The sequence below is a fragment of the Thalassovita sp. genome (assembly GCF_034670005.1).
Taxonomy (GTDB): domain Bacteria; phylum Pseudomonadota; class Alphaproteobacteria; order Rhodobacterales; family Rhodobacteraceae; genus Thalassobius.
Map to the genome: position 1 here is coordinate 16,605 of NZ_JAXMOH010000006.1, position 19,252 is coordinate 35,856.

At 60.6% G+C, this 19,252-nt stretch carries 18 protein-coding genes; 17 read left to right on the top strand and 1 reads right to left on the bottom strand.

Annotation, left to right across the window (positions count from 1 at the left end):
* The first annotated feature begins 2 nt into the window (after nucleotides 1-2).
* The 15 genes from VOI23_RS11850 to VOI23_RS11920 all read left to right on the top strand — a co-directional run bounded on the left by VOI23_RS11850 (nucleotide 3) and on the right by VOI23_RS11920 (nucleotide 18,428).
* Complete coding sequence (locus VOI23_RS11850; protein ID WP_416376525.1) at nucleotides 3-899, top strand: glycoside hydrolase family 26 protein; 897 nt, start codon at nucleotides 3-5, stop codon at nucleotides 897-899.
* A 251-nt stretch (nucleotides 900-1,150) separates the two neighbouring features.
* On the top strand, nucleotides 1,151-1,444 hold the full coding sequence (locus tag VOI23_RS11855; RefSeq protein WP_323785036.1) for a hypothetical protein: 294 nt from the start codon (nucleotides 1,151-1,153) through the stop codon (nucleotides 1,442-1,444).
* Between the two features lie 262 nt (nucleotides 1,445-1,706).
* Nucleotides 1,707-4,307, top strand: a complete 2,601-nt coding sequence (locus tag VOI23_RS11860; protein WP_323785037.1) for a cation-translocating P-type ATPase — start codon at nucleotides 1,707-1,709, stop codon at nucleotides 4,305-4,307.
* Between the two features lie 76 nt (nucleotides 4,308-4,383).
* The gene (acsA, locus tag VOI23_RS11865; RefSeq protein ID WP_323785038.1) at nucleotides 4,384-6,132 is read left to right on the top strand and encodes an acetate--CoA ligase; all 1,749 of its coding nucleotides are present in this window, start codon (nucleotides 4,384-4,386) and stop codon (nucleotides 6,130-6,132) included.
* Nucleotides 6,129-8,123, top strand: coding sequence for a pyruvate dehydrogenase (acetyl-transferring) E1 component subunit alpha (gene pdhA, locus VOI23_RS11870; protein ID WP_323785039.1), 1,995 nt, complete (start codon nucleotides 6,129-6,131; stop codon nucleotides 8,121-8,123). Before acsA ends, pdhA begins: the two co-directional genes overlap by 4 nt.
* A 3-nt stretch (nucleotides 8,124-8,126) precedes the next feature.
* Nucleotides 8,127-9,284, top strand: a complete 1,158-nt coding sequence (locus tag VOI23_RS11875) for a dihydrolipoamide acetyltransferase family protein (RefSeq protein ID WP_323785040.1) — start codon at nucleotides 8,127-8,129, stop codon at nucleotides 9,282-9,284.
* Nucleotides 9,281-9,526 carry an acyl carrier protein gene (locus tag VOI23_RS11880; RefSeq protein WP_323785042.1) on the top strand — a complete coding sequence of 82 codons (246 nt, stop codon included), beginning with the start codon at nucleotides 9,281-9,283 and terminating at the stop codon, nucleotides 9,524-9,526. Before VOI23_RS11875 ends, VOI23_RS11880 begins: the two co-directional genes overlap by 4 nt.
* Nucleotides 9,527-9,665: 139 nt before the next feature.
* Nucleotides 9,666-11,519 carry an NAD(P)H-dependent oxidoreductase subunit E gene (locus tag VOI23_RS11885; RefSeq protein ID WP_323785043.1) on the top strand — a complete coding sequence of 618 codons (1,854 nt, stop codon included), beginning with the start codon at nucleotides 9,666-9,668 and terminating at the stop codon, nucleotides 11,517-11,519.
* Nucleotides 11,516-12,229, top strand: a complete 714-nt coding sequence (locus VOI23_RS11890) for a 2Fe-2S iron-sulfur cluster-binding protein (protein ID WP_323785044.1) — start codon at nucleotides 11,516-11,518, stop codon at nucleotides 12,227-12,229. Before VOI23_RS11885 ends, VOI23_RS11890 begins: the two co-directional genes overlap by 4 nt.
* Nucleotides 12,222-12,791, top strand: coding sequence for an NADP oxidoreductase (locus VOI23_RS11895; protein ID WP_323785045.1), 570 nt, complete (start codon nucleotides 12,222-12,224; stop codon nucleotides 12,789-12,791). The genes VOI23_RS11890 and VOI23_RS11895 overlap by 8 nt, the downstream gene beginning before the upstream one ends.
* Nucleotides 12,792-12,802: 11 nt before the next feature.
* Nucleotides 12,803-14,239, top strand: coding sequence for a Ni/Fe hydrogenase subunit alpha (locus tag VOI23_RS11900; RefSeq protein WP_323785047.1), 1,437 nt, complete (start codon nucleotides 12,803-12,805; stop codon nucleotides 14,237-14,239).
* The gene (locus tag VOI23_RS11905) at nucleotides 14,239-14,667 is read left to right on the top strand and encodes a hydrogenase maturation protease (RefSeq protein WP_323785048.1); all 429 of its coding nucleotides are present in this window, start codon (nucleotides 14,239-14,241) and stop codon (nucleotides 14,665-14,667) included. The genes VOI23_RS11900 and VOI23_RS11905 overlap by 1 nt, the downstream gene beginning before the upstream one ends.
* Nucleotides 14,668-15,250: 583 nt before the next feature.
* On the top strand, nucleotides 15,251-16,228 hold the full coding sequence (locus VOI23_RS11910; protein ID WP_323785049.1) for an ABC transporter substrate-binding protein: 978 nt from the start codon (nucleotides 15,251-15,253) through the stop codon (nucleotides 16,226-16,228).
* An 87-nt stretch (nucleotides 16,229-16,315) separates the two neighbouring features.
* The gene (locus VOI23_RS11915; protein ID WP_323785050.1) at nucleotides 16,316-17,368 is read left to right on the top strand and encodes an ABC transporter permease; all 1,053 of its coding nucleotides are present in this window, start codon (nucleotides 16,316-16,318) and stop codon (nucleotides 17,366-17,368) included.
* 10 nt (nucleotides 17,369-17,378) lie between these two features.
* Nucleotides 17,379-18,428, top strand: coding sequence for a betaine/proline/choline family ABC transporter ATP-binding protein (locus VOI23_RS11920; RefSeq protein ID WP_323785051.1), 1,050 nt, complete (start codon nucleotides 17,379-17,381; stop codon nucleotides 18,426-18,428).
* An 83-nt stretch (nucleotides 18,429-18,511) separates the two neighbouring features.
* Here VOI23_RS11920 and VOI23_RS11925 read toward each other — a convergent pair whose 3' ends face one another.
* Nucleotides 18,512-18,760 carry a sulfurtransferase TusA family protein gene (locus tag VOI23_RS11925; protein WP_323785053.1) on the bottom strand — a complete coding sequence of 83 codons (249 nt, stop codon included), beginning with the start codon at nucleotides 18,758-18,760 and terminating at the stop codon, nucleotides 18,512-18,514.
* Nucleotides 18,761-18,925: 165 nt separating this feature from the next.
* Here VOI23_RS11925 and VOI23_RS18565 point away from each other — a divergent pair, with 165 nt between their 5' ends.
* Nucleotides 18,926-19,117, top strand: coding sequence for a hypothetical protein (locus VOI23_RS18565; RefSeq protein ID WP_416376531.1), 192 nt, complete (start codon nucleotides 18,926-18,928; stop codon nucleotides 19,115-19,117).
* On the top strand, nucleotides 19,114-19,251 hold the full coding sequence (locus VOI23_RS18570; RefSeq protein ID WP_416376526.1) for a hypothetical protein: 138 nt from the start codon (nucleotides 19,114-19,116) through the stop codon (nucleotides 19,249-19,251). Before VOI23_RS18565 ends, VOI23_RS18570 begins: the two co-directional genes overlap by 4 nt.
* Nucleotide 19,252: the final 1 nt, after the last annotated feature.

The window sequence follows — 19,252 nt, forward strand, 5'->3', positions numbered from 1 at the left end:
GAATGGACAGAAGAACTTCAAAGCTGATCAGCGCTTTTGCTGCGGGACTTACGACGCTCGCCATGACCGTCGCGGCGGCCCATGCGGCGCCTCCGGGTGAATTGCCGTTTGGGGTTTACGATCCCGATGGCGATTTTTCCAAAGATGGCGAAGTTGTCATCGAACATCTCTTTCTGCCGTGGGAAGATGTCTATTTGCAGTCGCTTTATGACGCCGACGAATATGCGCTGGAACGCAATCGGTCGCTGCTGGTGACGGTGGAACCCTGGACCTGGTCGCGCAGTGAACGCAACACCGCACGGTATCTGCGCCAGGGGATCGAGAACGGCACCTATGATCCCAACATGAAGGCCATTTGCGATATCTTGGGCACTTTGAAAAGCCCGGTAACGCTGCGCTGGGCGCATGAAATGGAAGATAAGAGCGGTCAATTCATCTGGGCCGACTGGGAACCGGAGGCCTATATTGCGGCCTATCGCCATATGATTGATCTGTGTCGTGAATCGGCGCCGAATATCACGGTCATGTGGTCGCCGCTCGGCTACGAGAACATGGATGAATATTATCCGGGCGATGATTATGCCGACTTGATCGGCGTGTCGGTTTTCGGATTGCAGGCTTGGGATCAGTACAAGTTCGGCCATGATCAAACCTTCGACGAAATCTTTGCGCCGCGCTACGAACGAGCCGCCAAATACGGCAAGCCCGTGGTGGTCGCCGAACTGGGCTATGTCGGCAGGCAGGCCTATGTCGAGACGTGGAAAAATACCGTGCGTCAGGTCAAAGCGGAATATCCCAGCCTCGTTGGCGTGGTCTATTTTAACTACCCCGAAGTCTACCCGTGGCCCGAAGGGTTTGGCCTGCCGGACTGGCGTGTCAAAAACCAGATTCTGGATTGATCGACAGGAATACGCGCCGTCGGCGGAAAGCTGCCGCCGATCAGGCGCAGGGTTAGTGTATTGATAACGCCCGGGGTTTCCCCGGGCGTTATATCTTTGTTGTGCCTGATTATTCGTCAGATTTAACCACGAAAAAGTCTTCATTGATCGCTAAGATTTTTATGGTTGAATGCCGTTCAATGAATATAAGCACCAGTTTGCATGCTTTTTGCACGGCTTGTGACCGGAACGATAAAATTGAGGTAGGAACCATGAAAAAGAAATTTTTTGTCCGGAACTTCCCGATGGTGGCGTTGGCAGCGGGCGTAATCACGCTGTCTTCGGTCGCTCAGGCGGAAATGACCATGATACCGAACCAGCCTGGTGTGGAGCTCGCAAAATCTTCAGCCGGTACTGGCCGGACGCATTTCGATTGGCTGGCGAAACGTGGTGCGAATGATGCCAATACATCGCGCCGTCTGGTCCGCAAAGCGTCGCTCGGTCGCGGCAGCTGGATTTGTTCCGCCGCCGGTTTCGGCAAGAAATCGAGCTGCTATCGCCGCTGATCCCGACCGGGATTCTCTTGGATATTCGGACAGTTCAAAGCCTCCTGCGCCATGTGTACAGGAAGGTGATGTCGTCCGATAAAACGTGGATATGCGCCACCATTACATTCTGGCCCGCTGTTCCCGTATGATGATTTGGCCAGAGGGGCGGAATGATCGGGCGCGCATTCCAAATAAATCCCCTCATCGTTGATCTGCCTCAACGTACTCTGGATCATTTCGATAAACACTGCCGCAATGCGAGCAGGGTATCGGAGTAAAGATGCAAATCGATAAATCGCCTGATCCGGCTATTGGCCTGACCAGCGCCGAAGCGTCGCGGCGACTTCAACTTCATGGCCGCAATGTCGTGGGCGAATCCCATTTGACCCCGGCTTGGAAAATCTTTCTGCGTCAGTTCACTGGCCTGTTGGTTCTGTTGTTGATTGCCGCCGCTCTGGTGGCTTTGGCGGTGGGCGAATGGGTCGACAGCGTGGCAATCGGGATGGTGGTGGTTCTGAATGGTGTGTTGGGCTTTGTGCAGGAATGGCGGGCGGAAACCGCGCTGACGGCACTGCGTGAAATGCTGGTGGGCCGGGCGCGGGTGATCCGCGACGGGCACCCGATGGATATCGACAGCCGCGATATCGTGCCCGGCGATCTGGTGCTGCTGGATGCGGGCGATCAGGTGCCCGCCGATGCCCGGCTGCAATCGGCGCTGGAACTCAGAATTGATGAAAGCGTGTTGACCGGGGAATCGATCCCGGTGGCGAAATCCGATCGCGACCCGTCCTGCGACACGGTGATGATGGGGACCTTGGCGGTGGCGGGCAGGGCCGAAGCGGTGGTCACCGCGACAGGCGCCGATACCGCCTTTGGCAAGATCGCCACGCTGACCGGTTCGGTCGGTGAAAAGGAAACCAACCTGTCGCGGCAACTGGGCCGGTTGGGGGCACAGTTGGGCATTGCCGCGCTGGTTCTGGGGGCGGTGATTGCCGTGGTCGGCATTCTGGCCGGGCGTGACGCGCTCGATATGCTGATGACCGGCCTGTCCATGGCCGTGGCGGTGGTGCCCGAAGGCCTGCCGGCGGTGGTCACGATCAGCTTGGCGCTGGGGGCAGCCGCTATGGTCCGGCAAAAGGCGCTGGCGCGGCGGCTGCAGGCGATCGAAACGCTGGGATCGGCCTCGGTTATCTGCACCGATAAAACCGGCACCCTGACCGAAAACATGATGACCGGCGAAACGCTGTGGATCGCCGGGCGGCATTACGCGGCGCTGGGCACCGGCTATGACCCTGCCGGGCGCATTTTGCTGGACGACCGGCCCTTGCGCCATGGCGAAGACCCTGATCTCAGCGCTGCTCTGGACGTGATGGCGGGCTGCAGCCATGCCAGCCTGTATCACGAAGACGGGAAATGGCACATGGTGGGCGATCCGACAGAAGGGGCGTTGGTGACCTTTGCCTATAAGGGCTGGACTCCGATGCCAACGGCCGCGCCTTTGGCCGAAATCCCGTTTTCGTCCGAACGCAAACGGATGAGCATGGTGCGGTGGCAAGATGACCGGCTGGTCCAACTGGCCAAGGGCGCACCGGAACATTTGCTTGAAGTGTGCAGTCACTGGCGCGGTCCCGACGGCGCCGCGCCCCTGACCGAAACTGTGCGCGATGAGATTCATTCGGTTTATGCCAAGATGGCCGACCGGGGTCTGCGGGTGATCGCGCTGGCGCGGCGCGAAGTGACCGAGGCCGAAGCGCCCGAGGCGGAGTTGGAATTTATCGGGCTGGTCGGCATGATCGACCCGCCACGCCCCGAGGTCGGGCAGGCAATCCGGGCCTGCCGGAGCGCCGGTATCCGTGTCATCATGATTACCGGCGACAGCCCGCGCACTGCCCGCGCCATCGCCGATGTGCTGGGCCTGCCAGTCGATCGTGCGGTCACCGGGGCTGAACTGAAAACGATGGATGACGACAGCTTGCGGGCGCTGTTGTCACAGCAGGTACTGTTCGCCCGTACCGCGCCGGAACACAAAATGCGGCTGGTCGGGCTGCTGCAATCCGAAGGCCGCATCGTGGCGATGACCGGTGACGGGGTGAATGACGCCCCCGCCCTGAAACAGGCCGATGTCGGCGTCGCCATGGGCATTCGCGGCACCGACGTGTCCAAGGATGCCGCCGATCTGGTGCTGCTTGACGACAATTTCGCGACCTTGGTGCGCGCCATCCGCGAAGGCCGCCGTCAGTTTGCCAATATCCGGCGCTTCGTGCGTTACCTGCTGGCCTCGAACGCGGGCGAGGTGATCGCGATCCTGTCCAATCTGGCTCTGGGCGGGCCATTGATTTACCTGCCGACGCAGATCCTGTGGATGAACCTTGTCACCGACGGGGTCACGGCGCTTGCGCTCGGGCTGGAACCCGGAACGCCCGACCAAATGACTGAACCGCCACGCCCCGCGAAACAGGGGATCATGGACTGGACAGCGGCGGGTCTGATTCTGGCCTTCGGCAGCTATACCGGATCGGCCAGCCTCTACCTGTTCTATGCCTTTGCTGCCGAGGGCGATGTGGTGGCCCGAACAGCGGCCTTTACCGGTATGGTGATGTTCGAGAAACTCAGCGTCTTTGCCTTCCGGTCCTTTACCCAACCCTGTTGGCGACTGGGTTGGTTTTCCAATCCCAAGCTGATCGTTGCGCTGATCCTGATGATCTGCGCCCAGATCGCAGCGGTTTATTGGACGCCGTTGCAGACGGTTCTGCGCACCGCGCCATTGGGGTGGGAGCATTGGCAGATGATCGCGATCCTGTGTGTGCCGCTGGTGGTGGTGCCCGAAGCGCTCAAATCGCTGCGGCTGATCCGGGGGCGCCATCGCGGGAACAAGGATTAAGCCGACGCCACCTTGACTTGAATCATGGTCGCGCCGTTCAAAACGGCCCTATCCTGAGGCGCGGGAGGATGGCCGAATGACATGGGATACCATTGCGAAAACCGAGGATGAACGCGGGTTTGCCGCCTTAGCCGATCCAGACAAGGCACGGTCCGAATTCACATGGGATCGGGCGGCGGACATGCTTGATGGTCTGCCCGACGGCGGTCTGAACATTGCTTACGAAGCGCTGGACCGGCATGTGGTGCATGGGGATGGCGACCGGCTGGCGTTGCGCTGGTTCGGCAAGGATGGCGGCAGCCTTGATTTTACCTATGCCGATCTGACCCGTGCCACCGCGCGTTTTGCCAATGTACTGCGCGATCACGGGCTGGAATCCGGTGACCGGCTTTATTCGCTGATGGGCCGCAAGCCCGAACTCTATATCGCAGCCCTTGGCACGTTGAAGGCAGGGCTGGTGTTTTCGCCTCTGTTTTCCGCCTTCGGGCCCGAACCGATCCGCACAAGGATGGAAATTGGCGAAGCCAATGCAGTGGTCACTACGGAATCGATCTACCGCCGCAAGATCGCCAAATGGCGTGATGACATCCCGTCGCTGAAGCTGGTGTTCCTGGTCGATGTGGATGAGGCGCCGGAAGGCTGCGTTGCATTGGGTCCGGCGATGGCGGCGGCTTCGGCGGATTTCGAAGTTGCGCCAACAGGACCCGAAGACATGGCGCTGATCCATTTTACCTCTGGCACCACCGGGCGTCCCAAGGGTGCAGTGCATGTGCATCAGGCGGTTTATGCCCATGCCGCCACCGGGCGTTTCGCGCTGAACCTGCGCCCCGGCGCCATTTACTGGTGTACTGCTGATCCCGGTTGGGTCACGGGCACGTCCTACGGGATCATTTCGCCGCTGGTGAACGGTGTCACCATGCTGGTGGATGAGGCCGAATTCGATCTGGACCGGTGGTACGGCCTGTTGCAGCGCGAAAAGGTCGACATCTGGTACACCGCCCCCACCGCCATCCGAATGATGATGAGGGCCGGGGCCGGGGCGGCGGAACCTTACGATTTCTCGCATCTGAAATTTCTGGCCAGCGTGGGCGAACCGCTCAACCCCGAAGCGGTGGTTTGGGGCAAACAGGTGTTCGGCCACCCGTTCCACGATAATTGGTGGCAAACCGAAACCGGCGGCATCATGATCGCCAATCTGGCCGCGATGGATATCAAGCCGGGATCGATGGGCAAACCGTTGCCGGGGATCACTGCGGCGGTGGTCGATACCGATGCCAGCCCGGTGCGCGAATGCGCCCCCGGTCGGGTTGGCGAATTGGCGCTGCGTCCCGGTTGGCCGTCGATGATGCGTGCCTATCTGCATGAACAGGCGCGCTATGACAAAACCTTCCGCGATGGCTGGTATCTGTCCGGCGATCTGGCGATGCAGGATGCAGAGGGATATTTCTGGTTTGTTGGCCGCGCCGATGACCTGATTAAATCGTCCGGCCACCTGATCGGCCCGTTCGAAGTCGAAAGCGCCCTGATCGAACACCCGGCGGTGGCCGAGGCCGGGGTGATCGGCCTGCCGGACGAAACCGCCGGTGAAGTGGTCAAGGCCTATGTGTCGCTGAACCCCGGGTTCGAGCCGTCCGAGGAACTGGAACGCGACATTCGCGGCCATGCCCGCAAGAAACTGGGCCCTGCCGTGGCCCCGCGTGAAGTGGTGTTTCGCAAAACCCTGCCGAAAACCCGGTCGGGCAAGATCATGCGGCGTCTGTTGAAGGCGCGCGAACTGGGTCTGCCCGAGGGCGATATTTCCACATTGGAGACGGATGAATCATGACTTCCAAGATCCGCCTGTCGCGCGAACATGTTTTGGACCTGCTGGGCGCGATGTTGCGCGTACGCAAGTTCGAAGACAAATGCGCCGAGCTTTATACGCAGGAAAAAATCCGTGGTTTCCTGCATCTTTATGATGGCGAAGAAGCGATCGCTGCCGGCGTCATCCGGAATTTGACGCCCGAGGATCGGATCGTCGCCACCTACCGCGAACACGGTCATGCGCTGATCCGGGGCGTATCAATGAAGGCCGTGATGGCCGAAATGTACGGTAAGGTGACGGGATGTTCCGGCGGACGTGGCGGGTCGATGCACCTGTTCGACAAGGCTGCAAATTTCTATGGCGGCAATGCCATCGTCGGCGGCGGTCTGCCCTTGGCGGGCGGGCTGGCGCTGGGCGACCGGATGCAGGACACCGGGGCGGTCACCGCCTGTTTCTTCGGTGAAGGTGCGGTGGCCGAGGGCGAATTTCACGAAACCATGAACCTGGCACAGCTGTGGCAGGTGCCCGCGCTTTTCATCTGTGAAAACAATGGTTACGCTATGGGTACTGCGCTGGACCGTTCGGAATCGCAGACCGATATCCATCAGAAGGCCGCCAGTTACGGCATCCCGTCCGAAGTGGTCGACGGCAATGACGTGGTCGCGGTCGAAGCGGCGGCGCGCCGGGCGCTGGCGGCGATCCGCGAAACCGCACATCCCTATTTTCTGGAATGCCGCACCTACCGGTTTCGGGCCCATTCCATGTTCGACGCTCAACTTTACCGCGACAAGGCCGAGATCGAGGTTTGGCGCAAACGCGGGCCGATCCTCCGGTTTCAGACATGGGCGATGGGTGCGGGGCTGATCCACGACACCGACGTTGCCGATCTGGAAACCCGGATCGACGCGGAAATCTCCGACGCGGTGGATTTTGCGGAAAAATCCGACTGGGAACCGCTGACCGACCTCACCCGCCACGTCACGGCAGAGGACCGGCCCGAACCGCTGGCACCTTCCGTTCCCTCGGGTGAAACGGTCGAAATGACCTATCGCGAGGCGGTCAAGCAGGGCATCCGCGACGCGATGATCCGCGACGACGGCGTGTTCCTGATGGGCGAAGACGTCGGTGCCTATGGCGGCTGCTACGCTGTGTCCAAGGGGTTGATGGCGGAATTCGGTGAAGACCGCATCCGCGACACGCCCCTGTCGGAATCCGGTTTCACCGGATTCGGTATCGGTGCGGCTGCGATGGGGATGCGGCCCATCGTGGAACTGATGACGGTGAATTTCAGCCTGCTGGCGCTGGACCAGATCATGAATACCGCCGCTACCATCCGGCACATGTCGTCCGGTCAGTTCGGGGTGCCGCTGGTGATCCGTATGGCCACCGGCGCGGGCAAACAGCTGGCGGCGCAGCATTCCCATTCGCTGGAAGGCTGGTACGCGCATATTCCGGGTTTGCGCGTGTTGGCACCTGCAACGCTGGAGGATGCGCGCGGGATGCTGTGGACCGCGCTTGCCGATCCCGATCCGGTGCTGATCTTCGAAAACGTGATGCTGTACAACATGACCGGGGACATCGACGCCAAGGCCGGGCCGGTCGATATCGACAGTGCCGCGATCCGCCGTCCGGGCAAGGATGTGAGCCTGATCACCTATGGCGGATCGCTGTACAAGACATTGGACGCGGCCGAAGAACTGGCCAAGGACGGGATCGAGGCCGAGGTGATCGACCTGCGCGTTTTGCGTCCCTTGGATGACGCGACCATCATCGCCTCGGTCGCGCGCACCCGCCGCGCGGTGATCGTGGACGAAGGTTGGCGCTCGGGATCGCTGTCGGCGGAAATCGCCGCCCGGATCCATGAACAGGCGTTCTGGCGCATGGATGCGCCGGTGGGCCGGGTCTGTGCGGAAGAGGTCCCGATCCCCTATCCAAAACATCTCGAAGACGCCTCGATCCCGCAGGTGCCCGGCATCGTCGCCGCCGTCAAATCCGCGCTCGGGAAGGGCTGAGCCATGGGCGTGTTCAAGATGCCCTCGCTCGGCGCCGACATGGAGGACGGCAAGCTGGTCGAATGGCTGGTGGGGCCGGGCGATACGGTCAAGCGCGGCGACGTGGTGGCGGTGGTAGAAACCCAGAAGGGCGCGATCGAGATCGAGATTTTCGAAGACGGCGTGGTCGAACGGATCGACGCCGCCTTGGGACGCACATTCCCGGTCGGCGCGCCCTTGGCGGTGATCCGGGGCGAAGGGGAGGCGGCTGCGCCCGCCGCCATGCCCGAACCCAAACCCGCGACCGTAGAACAACCGGCGAAACCCTTTGCCGCGCCGCCGCCCGTGTTGGCGGATGCAGGGGAAATCCCGGCCTCGCCTGCTGCACGGGCGCGGGCGGCGGAAATCGGGGTCGATCTGTCGGGTGTGGCAGGGACCGGCCCCGGCGGGGCCATTGTTCTCGCCGACGTGGATCAGGCCGGGACGGGCAAGCGCAAACCGACCAAGCAGGGGCTCGATCTGGATGCCATGCGCGACGCCATCGCGGCGGCGATGACACGGTCCAAACACGAAATCCCGCATTACTATCTGGAACACGAAATCGACCTGCAGGCCGCGGACGACTGGTTGCGTGCCCGAAATGCGGATTGTCCACCCGAGGGCCGCATCCTGATGGGCACGCTTTTCGTCAAGGCGATGGCGCTGGCCGCAGCGGGCGTGAAAGGGATGAACGGGCAATATATAGACGGTACTTTCCAGCGGTCGGAAACCGTCAATGCCGGAATCGCGGTGGCGCTGCGCGGCGGCGGGCTGATTGCGCCGGCGATCATGGATGCCGCTTCGCTGCCGCTTGATCAACTGATGGCGGCGATGCGCGATCTGGTGGCGCGGGCGCGGTCGGGCCGGTTGAAGGGATCGGAAATGACGGCCGGAACAATCACCCTGTCCAGTCTTGGCGAAAACGGCGTCGACGGCATGACCGCCGTGATCTATCCGCCGCAGGTGGCCATCGTCGCCTTCGGCACCCCGCGCCCAGCACCGCGCGTCGTGGGCGGCGCGGTGATGGCGCGCATGTGCGTCCACGTCACGCTTGCCGCCGATCACCGCGTCAGCGATGGCCGCCGTGGCGCGAAATTCCTGAAACAAATCGACACATTGCTGCAAAGCCCGGAGGATTTATGACCGAAGACGAGCTTAGAACTGCCTTTCTCGAAGAACTGACTTCGGTTGCGCCCGATATCGTCGCCGATGATGTCGGCGGTAACGATCACATTCAGGACGATCTGGAACTCGATTCCATGGATGTCCTGAACTTGGTCACGGCGCTGCACGAACGGCTCGGCGTGGACATTCCCGAAGCCGATTACACCAGGATCGAAACGCTGGACAAGGCGGTGGCCTATCTTGCCGAACGGCTGGGCTGAGCGCGGGAATTTGCGGCATTGGGGGAACAGGTCAGGCGGGTCTTCGCCTTTTTCCTGACCGCATCTTTTGTTGCCGCCGGATTTGTGTTCCGCTGGCAAAAGCTGTTGGCCTGTCGTCGGAACCAAAGGTGGCCGAACCATGGAAACACGATCAAACCAGCCTTCGCGCGCTGATCAAACCGCGCTGATCGGTGCAATTTGCGACGCGGTGGGCAACGATCCTCACCGTATGCTCGATATTCTGCGTTCGGTGCAGGATGAATGCCGCTGGATTTCACCCGAGACGATGCAGATGATCGCCGACCGTACCGGGTTGAGCCGGATCGCAGTCGAAGGCGTGGCAAGTTTTTATTCTTTCCTGTCGCAGCAGCCCCGGGGCCGGGTCACGATCCGGCTTTGCGACGACATCATCGACCGTTTCGCGGGTATGCCGCAGGTTGTGGCGGCGTTCGAAGAAGGGTTGGGCATCAAGCTCGGCGAAACCTCCGCCGACGGGGCGGTGTCGCTGGAATACACCCCCTGTATCGGGTTGTGCGATCAGGCCCCGGCGGCGATGGTCAACGATATCGTGCTGACCAATCTGACACCGGACCGGGCGGCCGAAATTGTCGCGCTGTTGCAGGCGGGACAAAGACCGGAAGAATTGATTTCGCAGGACTTCGACGGCATGACCCCGCATGAGCGTGCCAGCCGTCAGGTTAAAAACAATATCCGCCATGCCGGGGCGTCCCTGCTGTGCCCGGTGCCAGACGGGGCCGGGTTGGCAAAGGCGCTGGACATGGCGCCGGACCGGATCATCGACGAGATTGAGGCCAGCGGCTTGCGCGGCTGCGGCGGTGCGGGGTTCACCACCGGGCGCAAATGGCGCTTTGCCGCCGGGGCCGGGGCCGATCGCCGCGTCATCATCTGCAACGCCGACGAAGGCGAACCGGGCACCTTCAAGGACCGGGTTCTGCTGACCGAACGGCCGCACCTGCTGATTGAAGGCATGACCATCGCCGCCCGCGCCGTCGGCGCAAACGAAGGCATCCTTTATCTGCGCGGTGAATATGTTTACCTGCGCGAATTGATCGAGGAAACCCTAAAGGATCGCCGCGAAAAGGGCCTGTTGGGGCAGGCGATCATGGGGCAGGACGGGTTCGATTTCGACATCCGGCTGCAACTTGGCGCAGGGGCTTATATCTGCGGCGAGGAAGGGGCGCTGATTTCGTCTTGTGAAGGGTTGCCGGGGGAACCGAAAACGCGCCCGCCTTTTCCGGTGACGCAGGGCTATCTGGGGTTGCCCACGGTGGTCAATAACGTCGAAACCTTCTGCCATGCCGCCCGTATCCTAGACCAAGGCGCGCAGTGGTTTTTCGACATGGGCCATGAAGGCAGTCACGGCACCAAGCTGTTCAGCGTGTCGGGCGACTGCCTCAATCCCGGCATCTACGAATTGCCCTACGGCCATTCGGTGCGCGAATTGCTGGCGATGGCGGGGGGCGAAGACGCGGCGGCGGTGGCGGTCGGCGGGCCGTCGGGCACCATGATCGCCCGCGATCAGTTCGACCGCTGTCTCAGCTTCGACGATCTGGCAACGGGGGGCGCGGTGATCGTCTTCAACGGACAGCGCAATATCCTGGAAATCGTCGAATATTATATGTCGTTTTTCGTGCATGAAAGCTGCGGCTATTGTACGCCGTGCCGGGTCGGCAACGTGTTCTTGCAGCGTGCCATCGGTAAGTTCCGCAAGGGGTTGGCCAATCCCGAGGACATCGAGTACCTCAGGGATCTGTCCGGCACCATTATCGAAACCAGCCGCTGCGGGCTGGGCACCACATCGCCCAACCCGATCCTGACCACGCTGGAAAATTTCCCGTTGGTCTACGCGGCGACGGCCAAACCGTCCAAGGACCGTATCCGCGCCAGTTTCGACATTCAGTCGGCCATCGACGACGCCCGCCATCTGGCCAAGCGCCGATCGACAATTTTCGACGAGGATTACAGCAAATGACCGGGTTCAGCTTTACCATCGACGGAATCGAGGTCGAGGCAAAGGACGGCCAGACCATCATGGAGGCCGCCGATGCCGCCGGCATCTACATCCCGAGGCTTTGCGATCACGAAGGGTTGCGCCATCAGGGATCGTGCCGGGTCTGCACCGTCAAGGCGGGCGGGCGCAGCGTGTCCGCCTGCACCCAGCCCGCACAGCCGGACCAAGCGGTGGAAAATGAAACCCCGCATATCACCAAGCTGCGCCGCGATCTGGTCGAAATGCTGTTTCACGAAGGCAATCACCTGTGCCCGATCTGTGAGGCCAGTGGTAATTGCGAATTGCAGGCGATGGCTTACCGGCTCGACATGACGCATCCGACGAAGTTTCCCTATCTCGAACCCAGTCGGCCGTTGGATGCCAGCCATCCCGATATCGCGCTCGATACCAATCGCTGCATCACCTGCGGCCGTTGCATTCGCGCCAGCGAGGAAGTCGATGGCAAGGGCGTGTTCGGCTATGTCGGGCGCGGAATCAACCGCCGGGTCGCGGTGAACGGCGCTGACCTGGCCGATACCGATGCCGCGATCACCGATTTCGCCATCTCGAAAGAGGTCTGCCCGGTGGGCTGCATCATCCGCAAGGGGATCGGCTTTTCCACTCCCATTGGCGAACGCGAATTCGACACCGGCCTGATCGGCCACGAGATCGAGGAGAAGAAGCGTGACTGAGCAGCGCAAGGCACGGATTGCCACCGCCTCGCTGGCGGGTTGTTTCGGCTGTCACATGGCGATCCTCGACATCGACGAGCGGCTGATCGAACTGATGAAGCTGGTCGAAGTCGACCGCTCGCCACTGACCGACATCAAGCGGTTCACCCGGCGCTGCGATATCGGCATCATCGAGGGCGGCTGCTGCAATGAAGAAAACGTCCATGTGCTGCGCGATTTCCGGCGCAATTGCGATGTGCTGATCGCCATCGGCCAATGCGCGATCATGGGCGGGTTGCCAGCGATGCGCAACGCCATCATGCATTCCGACGCGCCGCTGCGCGAATGTCTTGAAGAGGCCTATATCACCGGCCGCTACATTCGCAACACCACCCATCAGGTGCCCAACGACCCGGCTTTGCCCTTGTTGCTGGACGAGGTCTATCCCTGTTCCGAGGTGGTCGAGATCGATTATAACATCCCCGGTTGCGCGCCGTCGGGCGATGTCATCTATGAAACCCTTGCCGGGCTGCTGGCGGGTAAGTTCCACGGCTTCGAGCGCGAACAGATCAGGTTTGACTAGGACATGATGACATGACGGAACCAAGACTGATCGAAATCTCGCCACTCACCCGGGTCGAGGGTCATGGCAAGGTGACCATCCACCTCGATGCCGAGGGACAAGTCGACGAGGCGCGGTTGCATATCGTTGAATTTCGTGGCTTCGAACGGTTCATCCGTGGCCGTCTGCTGTGGGAAGTGCCGGTGATCGTGCAACGGCTTTGCGGTATCTGCCCGGTCAGCCATCACTTGGCGGCGGCCAAGGCGATGGACATGATCTGTGGCGTCGATCAATTGCCGCCGACGGCGGAAAAGATGCGCCGTTTGATGCATTACGGCCAAGTGATGCAGAGCCACGTTTTGCATTTCTTCCATCTCGCCGCGCCGGACCTGTTGTTCGGCTTCGGTGCCCCGGCGGAAAAACGCAACATATTCGAGGTGCTGAAGGATCAGCCCGAACTGGGCCGCCGCGCCATCATGATGCGCAAATTCGGTCAGGACATCATTGAGGCCACGGCGGGCAAGAAAATTCACGGCACTGGCGCTATTCCCGGCGGCATCAATAAAAATCTGCCCATCGAAACCCGCGATGCGTTGCTGGCGCAGATCGGCGATATGCGCCTGTGGGCACAGGACGCGCTGGCGTTGGCGCGGGGGTACATGCTGGACAATGTCGAACTGGTGCAGGGTTTCGCGGCCTTCCCGTCGCATTACATGTCGATGGTGCGTGACGGCGACGGCGCGCTGGACCTTTATGACGGCAACCTGCGGGCGCTGTCTTCGGATGGCGATACGATTTTCGATCATCTCGACACCCGCCGCTATCACGATGCGCTGACCGAAGATGTGCGGTCGTGGTCTTATATGAAGTTCCCCTTCATCAAGGATCTCGGCCCCGACGATGGCTGGTATCGTGTTGGCCCTCTGGCGCGGATGAACACCGCCAGTTTCATCGACACCCCGCTGGCCGATGCCGCCCGCGCCGATCTGATGGCAACCAATCACGGATTGCCGCAACATGCGGTGCTGGCCAATCACTGGGCCCGGATGATCGAGGTCCTGCATTGCGTCGAAAAGATTGACGAATTACTGCACGATCCCGACCTGCAAGGCACCGATCTGCGCGCCACCGGCGAACGTCGGTCCGAAGGGATTGGCGTGCTCGAGGCACCACGCGGCAACCTGATCCATCACTATCAGGTCGATGAAAACGATCAGGTCACCTATTGCAACCTGATCGTGTCGACCACCCATAATAACGAAGGTATGAACCGCGCAGTCAAGGATGTGGCGGTGAAATACCTGTCCGGCCAGCCGCAGATTACCGAAGGCATGCTGAACCATATCGAGGTTGCGATCCGCGCCTATGATCCCTGCCTGTCCTGCGCCACCCACGCGCTGGGGCAGATGCCGTTGCAGGTTGAACTGTTCGATTTCGATGGCAGTTTGCTGGACCGGCGGGCCAGCTGATGCTGCTTATCGGCTATGGCAATCCCGGACGTGGCGATGATGGGCTGGGTCCGGCCTTTGCCGAACGTATCGAACGGGCTGCACTGCCGGGGGTCAGGGTGATGATTGATTATCAGCTGACGGTCGATCATGCACTGGCAGTGGCCGGGGCCGATCGGGTCGTTTTTGCCGATGCGCTGATCGCGGATGAGGGGGCGTTTCAGTTCAAAGCCTCGGCCGCCGTCACTGACGCCGAAATCACCAGCCACGCGTTGTCGCCCGAGGCGGTGCTGACCTTGGCCCGCACTCTTTACGATGTCACGCCCGCTGCTTTCGTCCTTGGCATTACCGGTCAGGACTTCGGCGAGGTCAAAGAGGGGCTGAGTCGACAGGCGCAACGCAATCTTGACGACGCCTTGACGTTCTTCTGCGATTGGGTCGCAGCGTAGACCACGTCGCCCTAACGGCAGGCGCGTCGCGTTTTGACAAGTTGTGTCGCTTTTAAACCTTCTCTTGTCGTATGCTATCCTGGACAGTAGTGTTCAATCGGGCAGTCTGACTCCGTGCAGAGGGGAAGTTTGGTCTGTGAAACCTTGAACGCTGTGTGCATGTTTGACTGGCATAGGAGGGACGCAAAGAAGGGACGCCAAGACGCTTATTGCGGGGCAGTGCTGCTGACGTTGGGGCAATTTGATTGCAGTGGGGAAGATGCCGAATACGGCTGTAACTTTCCTCGGGGACAGAAAAAAACTTTCTACAACAACGCTCTTGAACCACCGAGTCAAATAATGTTCCCTTGAGGCGCAGTGCAAGGCAGCGACCAAATAGCGTTCTCCCCGGCCTGGCGGAAACATCGGCAGAAATGCCGGGATGTGGCGTGGTGGAGTGATCGAACTCCGCCCAACTGGTCAGCCCATGCCATAGGCTTGAAACTTCCCGATCTAGCCAATCACCGATAACGCCCCTGCCGACTGTCGGGTCCGGGGCACGGAACGAAATCAACCTAATTCTATCCAACGAGGAGGCATCTTGATGTCGAAGAAAATTCTTAAAAACGGCGCCGCTGCGGCGGCTATCGCTCTGTCCGCCGGGGCCGCGTCCGCCGATTGCGGCGAAATCACCATGACCGAAATGAACTGGGCCTCAAGTCAGGTCGTGTCCGGCGTGGCCAAGTTCGTTCTCGAACAGGGTTATGGCTGCACTGTCGAGATGATCCCGTCCTCGACAGTTCCGGCGCTGGCCTCGGTTGCCGAAACCGGCGAACCGGACATCGTGACCGAGCTGTGGATCAACGGCGCGCCGTCCTACGAAAAACTGGAAGCCGAAGGCAAAATTACGACGCTGACCGATGTCCTGTCCGATGGTGGTGTCGAAGGCTGGTGGGTGCCCAAATTCGTCGTCGACGAACATCCCGAAGCCGGTACGCTGGAAGGCATCCTTGCCAACCCCGAACTGGTCGGTAACCGGTTCCACCAGTGCCCCGAAGGCTGGGGCTGCCAGCGCGCCAACGATTCCAAAACCAAGGCGTTCGGCGTCGTCGATGCCGGTATCGAAGTGTTCCAGCACGGGTCCGGCGAAACCCTTGCCTCTGCCATCGCGGCGGCATTTGAAAACAAGGAACCTTGGTTCGGCTATTACTGGGGTCCGACCGCGATCCTGGGTAAATACCCGATGGTGAAGATCGATCTCGGTGAATACAACGCCGAGGTCCATGCTTGTGACTCCGATCCCGAATGCCCCGATCGCGGTGTCGGCAAATCGGAATATCCCGTCAGCCCGGTCAAGACCATCGTGACCACGGCCTTCCTCGAAAGCCATCCCGAGGAAGCGGCGTTCATGAAAAACCTGTCTTTCACCAACGCGCAGATGAACGGTATCCTCGCATGGAAAGAGGCCAACACCGCCTCGACCGAAGAGGCCACGGTGAATTTCCTGACCACGCGGCCGGATGTCTGGGGCGCCTGGATCAACGATGCCGCCAAGGAAAAACTTTCGGGCCTGTTACAATAATCAGGTCTGGGGGAAGGGCGCCCAAACGGGCGCCCTTCGTTATTGCCGGGGCTGGACCCGGCCAAAAAAAACAACAGGGGGAAAGACATGGCCACCTATGATTGGCTGTTCAACACATTGGGTCTGCAGGACTGGTGTTCGCAAAACAAGACTGACGCACCGATGACCATGGCGCAGCTGCTGGCAAGGTCTGGTCAGACAGCATCAGGAACCGCAGGAGAGACCCCGGCAGTGTCCTTCTGGGACACGCCGTTCCCGTCGCTTGACGAATTGAACCGGTCCTGTGACGCGGTGGCGCGTACCCGCGACATGACCAGTTGGGTCGAGCAATTGTTCCTGACAATCAAGAACCCGTTGAAAGTGGTTCTCGATCCGATTTCCCAACCGCTGAGCTGGGCCTTGGATGGGTCGCTGTGGCTGTTCGAAACGATTCCGTGGTTCGTGGTCATCCCGTTGTTGCTGATCGCGGTCTGGTTCGCGACGCGGTCCATTGGCCTGATCGTCTTCGTTGCCATGTCCTTCTTCTTCATGGCCTTTATCGATCACTACGTGCCAGCGATTCAGACCCTGTCGATTATCTTCGTCTGTACCGGGTTCAGCGTGTTGCTGGGCGTGCCCATAGGGATTCTCATGTCGCGAAGTAACACGTTGCAACGACTGTCCTTACCGGTGCTCGATATGTTGCAGACCTTGCCGACCTTCGTCTATCTGATCCCGCTGATCTTCCTGTTCTCGGTGACGGAATCGAAACTCTACGGTATCGCCATCATCCTTTATGCGGTGGTGCCGGTGATCCGGCTGACCGATCTGGGAATCCGGCTGGTCGATCAGGACGTGATCGAAGCCGCCGATGCCTATGGCATGACCGACCGACAGAAATTATGGGGGGTGCAGATCCCGCTGGCGATGCCGAATATCATGGCCGGGGTCAATCAAACCATCATGATGAGCCTTGCAATGGTTGTGATCGCGTCTCTGGTGTCCGCCCCCGGTCTGGGTGTGCTTGTGCTGCGCGGTATTCGTAATCTGGAATTGGGCGTCGGTCTGGTCTCGGGCTTTGGCATCGTGTTGCTGGCAATCTTGCTGGACCGGGTGACCAAGGCGTCCCTCGGGCGCATCAACGTAACGCAAAAGCGGTAAGGACAGGGACATGAGCAACGATCCCAAAATTTCGATCCGCAAGTTGTACAAGATCTTCGGGTCCGACCCGAAATCGATGTTACCGCATGTCCATGCCGGCATGGGCAAGCCCGAACTGCTGGACACCTATAACCATGTGCTCGGCCTGCAGGACATCAATGTCGATATGCAGGCCGGGGAAATTACCGTGATCATGGGGCTATCGGGATCGGGGAAATCAACCCTGATCCGGCACCTCAACCGGTTGATCGAACCGACCAGCGGCGAAGTCATCGTCGATGGTGAAAATGTGCTGGACTACAACGAAGACCAGCTGCGCAAGCTTCGCCGCGAAAAAATGTCGATGGTGTTCCAGAAATTCGCATTGTTGCCGCATCGCACGGTGTTGCAGAATGCCGGAATGCCGCGACTGGTCCGGGGCGAAGACGAAGCCTCGGCGGAAACCAATGGCCGGACCTGGCTGGCCCGGGTCGGGCTGGACGGTTACGAGGATCACTATCCGCATCAGCTGTCGGGCGGTATGCAGCAACGGGTCGGGATTGCCCGGGCGCTGGCGGCGGCCAGCGACATCATGCTGATGGACGAAGCGTTCTCGGCGCTTGATCCGCTGATCCGCACCGACATGCAGGACCTGCTGCTGGAACTGCAAAAGGAACTGCAAAAGACCATCGTCTTCATCACCCACGATCTGGACGAGGCTCTTAAACTGGCCGATCACCTGGTGATCCTGAAGGATGGCTATGTGGTGCAGCAGGGCGAACCGCAGGACATCCTGCTTAATCCCAACGATCCGTATATCGAAGACTTCGTCAGCGACATCAACCGTGCCCGGGTGCTGCGGGTGCGCTCAGTGATGTCGCCTTTGAACGGAGAAACGGAATTTGCTGGCGTTGTTGATGTGAATGACAATCTGGAAAAGCTGATCCAGATGTCGGGCGGTGACACCACGCATCATTTCAAGGTGCAAAAGGATGGGGTCGATGTCGGCATCCTGCATATGAAAGACCTCGTGCGCGCGTTGGTTCCGGCGCAGGCCGCAGAAAAGGGTGCGCTGCGCTAGGTCGAGTGCATAACCTCAAACTGGCGCGATCCGGGCGAACGGGCCGCGCCATTAGTGATCTCACTCTGTTGCGAGGGGCAAAGCTACCCCGTCACCAGCAGATACCGCTGCGGCACCCGTCCCTCGGGTATGGGGCCGTCCAGCTTTTCCGCGCTGACAAACTCATGCCCCGCTTCGTTGCAGAAATGCGGGATGTCGATCACTGCGACCGGATCGTCGGCCAAAAGCGCGACCCGCGACCCCGCAGGAAGGCCCGCGATCCGTTTGCGCAGGCGCAAAACCGGCAGCGGGCACAGCAGGCCCAAAGCATCAATTTCCAACGGGTCGGACATGGCGCGACCTTAAGATAGCGACCGGCGACTGTCCATGTCGGACGTTGCCAGCCGCGCGCCGACCTGTTTCTCTGCCAACCACGGTGCGCAGCCGCAATCAGGTACGGCAGGGCGATGACAGGGCGCATTCCCGGGGTGATTTTGGCAGGTGGATCGGCGTGGCGCATGGGCTGCGGCGACAAATGCCTGTTGACCTTGGCCGGGCAGCCATTGCTGACACAGGTGATCGACCGGTTCCGCCCGCAGGTCGGGGCGATGATGCTGAAAACCGGCGGCTGCATCCGACCTTTGGTCTGTGGCCGGTCGATCTGCGCGACGATCTGCGTGCGGCATTGCAGCAGGGCGCACGTAAGATGATGCTCTGGGCCGATGCCCAAGGCGCGGCAGAGGCGGTCTTTGACGACCCGCAGGCGTCGCAATGGTTTTTCAACGTCAACACACCCGACGATCTGGCCCGGGCCGGGACCATCTTGCGCGCCGGGCAGGTCTGAG